The sequence below is a fragment of the uncultured Cyclobacterium sp. genome (assembly GCF_963976465.1).
Taxonomy (GTDB): Bacteria; Bacteroidota; Bacteroidia; order Cytophagales; family Cyclobacteriaceae; genus Cyclobacterium.
The window spans coordinates 1-5126 of sequence record NZ_CAXBOC010000424.1; the positions used below are offsets into that span (position 1 = coordinate 1).

5 protein-coding genes are annotated in these 5126 nt (G+C 37.3%); 1 reads left to right on the top strand and 4 read right to left on the bottom strand.

Going from position 1 to position 5126, the window contains the following annotated elements; genetic code table 11:
- The coding region (locus AAC037_RS19400; RefSeq protein WP_339904929.1) for a hypothetical protein at positions 1 to 783 on the top strand (783 nt) is incomplete at its 5' end.
- 295 nt (positions 784 to 1078) lie between these two features.
- Here the strand turns inward: AAC037_RS19400 and AAC037_RS19405 are convergent.
- From AAC037_RS19405 to AAC037_RS19420, 4 genes are all read right to left on the bottom strand, one after another.
- Positions 1079 to 1633, bottom strand: coding sequence for an SDR family oxidoreductase (locus AAC037_RS19405; RefSeq protein ID WP_339904931.1), 555 nt, complete (start codon positions 1631 to 1633; stop codon positions 1079 to 1081).
- Complete coding sequence (locus AAC037_RS19410) at positions 1623 to 2627, bottom strand: SDR family NAD(P)-dependent oxidoreductase (protein ID WP_339904933.1); 1005 nt, start codon at positions 2625 to 2627, stop codon at positions 1623 to 1625. Before AAC037_RS19410 ends, AAC037_RS19405 begins: the two co-directional genes overlap by 11 nt.
- Positions 2628 to 2845: 218 nt before the next feature.
- Positions 2846 to 3388, bottom strand: a complete 543-nt coding sequence (locus tag AAC037_RS19415) for a hypothetical protein (protein WP_339904935.1) — start codon at positions 3386 to 3388, stop codon at positions 2846 to 2848.
- Positions 3385 to 4926: an arylsulfatase gene (locus AAC037_RS19420; RefSeq protein WP_339904937.1), complete on the bottom strand. Its 1542-nt coding sequence runs from the start codon at positions 4924 to 4926 to the stop codon at positions 3385 to 3387. Before AAC037_RS19420 ends, AAC037_RS19415 begins: the two co-directional genes overlap by 4 nt.
- Between the last annotated feature and the right edge of the window lie 200 nt (positions 4927 to 5126).

Genomic DNA, 5126 nt, shown 5'->3' on the forward strand with positions numbered 1-5126 from the left:
CAAATGGCAGGATTCAATGATAATGTACCTGAGCCTGCTCCTGAACCTGTGCCAGCGCCCAAAGTACCAATCGATCCTAATATTTACTCCGGTTACTATTTAGGTATTGGATCCAGATCAACTAACCTAGAGGAATCCTTGATGTGGCTTAACTATGTAGATGAAAGTCCTAGTATGGATTCCTTTCTTGGAGAGAAGGCTATTAAGGAGCAAAAATATGGAATCTCTTTTGATTTTGGTATCCAAATGGGAAATTTGAAAGGCTATCATTTTGAACTGGGAGGAAGTGGAATTACTGGATCAGTTAATTTCCTAGCCTTTCATACTGCATATGGTTATAATTTTTCACTTGGGGCATCTAAAAAAATAATTTTCAGACCAGTTCTTGGTATAGAATTCGGTAGGGCAAAGGCCCCTTTGGGAGACATCATCAACAATGATCTGTATATCAGAGTAAATGATTCAGATTTTTACAGCGATGATGTTTCAATAAAAATAATCTCTAATCAAGGGACAGTTAAACCAAGATTTGATTTTGCATTTCCTTTTCAGAAGGCTGAAGGCTATTCTATGTTAACTATAACTGCCGGATATTCATACAATATTTACTCCAATAGCCCTATGATTAAGTTTAGTGGAACAGATGAGAACAATGAAACTCTATATGCCAAAGAGAATCTAGACGAATCAAAAATTGATTTTAGGTTAAATAACATAAGGAGTACAGACAAATTACCCTTTGATTTGAATGGTCCATTTATTGGCCTGGCTTTTCAATTTTAATGATGATTTGTTCTTATCTTATAAACGCCAGCTATATTAAATTTAATGAAATCTTTCAACATTATTGAATTGTCTAATCTATTATCCAAAAGTCATTAGGACATAAAAAGCCACGAAGACCAAAAGTATTTGGTTTGAAACTTAAAAAATTCCTGTAGCTAAAGGAATCTCTTTAGCTACAGGAATAAAATTGTACTTCTAACAGCAAATAAACCAGACAAAATTGAGTGCCACCTTGGACACCATTTGTTTAGAGTAAATAGCTTTATTGAAAAAATCCAAACCTTTATTACCATTACCAGCTTGTAGGCTTGTAATCTTTTAGGAATTTGCCACACCAGTGTTTACCCACATTGATTCCATCGAATAAGGGATCTAAAACCCGGGCTGCGCCATCAACAATATCTAGTGGGGGCTGGAAATCATGAATTTTTTCTTTTTTCTTGGCCAATTCAATTGGATCCTCATCAGTAACCCATCCCGTATCTACGGCATTGGTATAGATACCAAACTTGGCAAATTCTGCTGCAGAAGTTAGGGTCATCATGTTCAGAGCTGCTTTGGCCATATTGGTATGGGGATGACGAGACTCTTTGTGATATTTATGGAATTTACCTTCCATGGCAGAAACGTTGATGATGTGTTTTTGACCGGTATTTTCTTTTTTCATCAAATGAATCAGGCGGTTATTGAGCACAAAGGGGGCAATGGAATTGACAAGTTGAACCTCCAGCATTTCATTGGTAGGAATCTCACCCAACTTTAATCTCCAACTGTTAGTTTTTCTTAAATCAACTTGCTGAAGGTCAGCGTCCAGCTTCCCGGTAGGAAAAACAGCATCAGGCTCCAAGGCATGATCTATTGTATAAGGAATCTGAGATAATTTTTTCTGAGGAACTCAAGCCAATCCCCAGTTGGCTCCCATGCCAGGTAACCGGTAAATTTCGGTTGGAATCTTCAATTGTAGCACTTAAGGCTCCTAACTCCTGTAAACAAACTTGATGATCTGAAAGGAGATTATTTATCAATGAAGGCAAATTGGTATGATCTGTTTCTTCATTCGATAATAAATGTTTGTAAAATCCGGCGGGACGTCTTACTGTTTGTGCTGCATTATTGATCAATACATCCAGCCTAATGTATTGGGAGGTTATAAAATTACAGAACAATTCCACACTTGGAATATGTCTCAAGTCTAATCCATGGATTTTAAGCCGTGAATCCCAGGTTAAAAAATCATCCTCCTTGGAAAAACGTAGGGCAGCATCAACCGGAAATCTTGTCGTTGCGATGACAGTGGCGCCTGCCCGTAAAATCATCAGGCAAATGTGATAACCAATTTTAAGCCTCGCTCCTGTCACCAAGGCCACCTGACCAGTAAGATCTGCCGTTTGAAAACGCTTGGCATAATTGAAATCCCCACAGGCGGTGCACATGGTATCATAGAAATGGTGAAGGGAGGTAAAAACCTCCTTACAAACATGACATTCTCGAGGAGTGATTGAAGCGCTATTGCTCCTTTTTTCTTTTCCTTCATAAGTCACCATTTTTGGCGCTACAAAGACATGGGACTCTCTGGCACTACGGATACCTGTTTGATTTCGTGCAAACTTGTCTTGGAATGCTCTTTCTTTCTTGACCTTTTTCTTAGCGTTTTTCTTTCGCTTTATCAGCTCCTCTTTTTGAGGTCTAGAGAGTCGGCCTGCTTGGGTAATTAATTCAATTCTACGATCCAAAAGAATATTAAATATCTGGTCCGTATCATTGTTTAATATTTCTAAAATTGCAATGCATTGCTCAATCTGGTCTTTGCCTAGCTGACCATTGTCTTTCTTGGTTTCCATTTATGCGCTTGGTACTTGAGCGGAATAGGTAGCATCTTTGCTTGGTTCATTCCGAGCTGTAAAGGTACACCCTTTTCTAGGATACCTTTTGGAAATACCATTATACTGTCCATTGTTAATGTACAACAGGGATTTTCAATAAACGAAGGGGAATTGATCAGAATTGAACCATACCATAAAAAAATATCGAGCAAATTATAAAGTAAATACAAACTTACCTACCCCTCATATTCATCACGAAAGATTTGATGCTTATTTTTTCTTAGTTGCTTATTCCGTTGGGATTTCATTTTAGCCGAAGCTTTATTTTTATCAGATTTAAAATGCATACTCGCTTCCGATAAACTTGATCCCTGCTTGATCATCAAACCGTTATAAGGGCAGTGGTCGTAGCCACAATCGTGTTTAGAATAAGCTCCAAAATTTCTATGCTTAATTTTTTTATCTGTTAGTATTTTCTCTTGGTTGAAACGAATATCAGACCAAATTTGTCTTTCATCAGCTACTGTTAGTTCTAGCCCTAGCGTAATTAGATCAAAATAGGTTTTAGGGTCTTTTAATTGATAAAAATTAAATGTCTTTTCAAAAACCCTATTGGCATGATCTCGAACTTCAATTTGGTCCCTTAATTCAAGATTTTCATTCTCACAAATGGAACGGTACAATCCCAAGGTATTGAAATCTGAATATTTCTTATAATTATCGATAAAGTAAAAATATTCGTCCTTACTTAACTGATTGAACTTTCTGTCAATTTTCATTTATTCAAATCTAAATTAGGTTTTACCCAATTATTGATGCCCCCGGACGCCTTTTGTTTTTGGTAATCAATCCAGTACGGTTTTTCTTCAGCCAATGGAGCATTTTCATTAACCATCAACGGCCTGACATCAGACCACCAAGCCTCATAGGCTGCTCTCATCTCTGCTATCAGTTCAGGCTGCTCCTCTACTATATTCCGTGTTTCTCCCGGGTCTTGAGACAAGTCATACAACTCACTGTTGTTTACAAATCGATACCGTTCATTTCTCACAGCAAACTTCTTGTATTTTGAATTATCCGGATTGGATGTTTCTTCAGTCCCTACCCAACATTCTGTTCCTTCCTGGCCGGAAATATTGTTGGGATTTAAGGGCCATCTACCTCCATGAAAAAATCGAAACCTATCTTCAGATGGTATACTGTCATTTATTAAATTGGAATAAAAGCTTTTGCCATCCAAGTCAGTAATGTCGGAAATGTCGATATTGGCTATCTCAGCAAAAGTGGGAAGAATATCATAATGATTGAGCATCACATCTACCTCCTCACCTTTATTAAAAACATTTGGCCACCTGATAAAGAAAGGGACTCTGGTACCCCCTTCATTTACACTTCCTTTAAATCCTTTCATTCCGGCATTATAGAATTCCCCATGAACAGTATTGTAGGCACCATAGGTTTTACCATTGTCAGACATAAATATTAAAATGGTATTGTCAGCAATCTCCCAAGCGTCTAATTTATCCATTAATACTCCTAAATTCATATCGATATTTTCTACCATGCCATAAAAACCCTGAGCATCTTCCGGATAGCCCTGATCTATGAATTTTTTCTTGTATTCCTCAGGAGCTATAAAAGGACCGTGGGGAGCATTTGTAGTGATATAAGCAAAAAATGGTTCCTCATTCGAAGATTTCTCCTTTATCCAGGACATGGCCTGCGTAAAAAACACATCGGTACAAAACCCTTCTGTTTTCAGAAAGGTACCATTATGTTTGATCACAGGGTCAAAATACCCATTATCTGGTACATCTGCACAGGATCCTGCATAAGCCTGGCCAATCCCGCCGGCTCCATGAATAAACATCTCATCAAATCCACGACTATCGGGTTGATACTCCTGTTCATCTCCCAAATGCCATTTACCGAAAATTCCACTCGTATAACCTCCCCTTTTTAACACCTGAGGCAAAGTAGTTAAACCCAGTGCCATTCTTTCTCTTTCCAAAATAGTATGGGTTATTCCATTTTTAAAAGGGTGTCGTCCGGTCATAAGGGCTGATCTGGTAGGCGCACAAGTAGGGCTGACCTGAAAATCTTCCAAACTAATACTCTGTGTTTTTAACTTGTCCATATTTGGTGTAGACACATCAGGGCTTCCATGGGCTGATATGTCTCCATACCCTTGATCATCTGTCATCACCAATATGATATTCGGTGGAATTGGTTCTTCCTCAATTTCCTGTTTACAACTAAAGATTAAAATTGCAAGACTAAAGAATAAAAGTAAATAATATAAGAAAGTGTTTTTCATGGTAATTACTATTAGTGATTTGTTTACAATAATAGCGATAAGATGCGAAATACAGGTATATTTTGCTTTTTTACAGCAATATAGATGATGGTTAATTATTAATTGTTAATGTGAGAATGGTTAATTGTTAATTATTAATATGGGAATGGTTAATTATTAATTGTTAATGTGAGAATGGTTAATTGTTAATTATTAATATG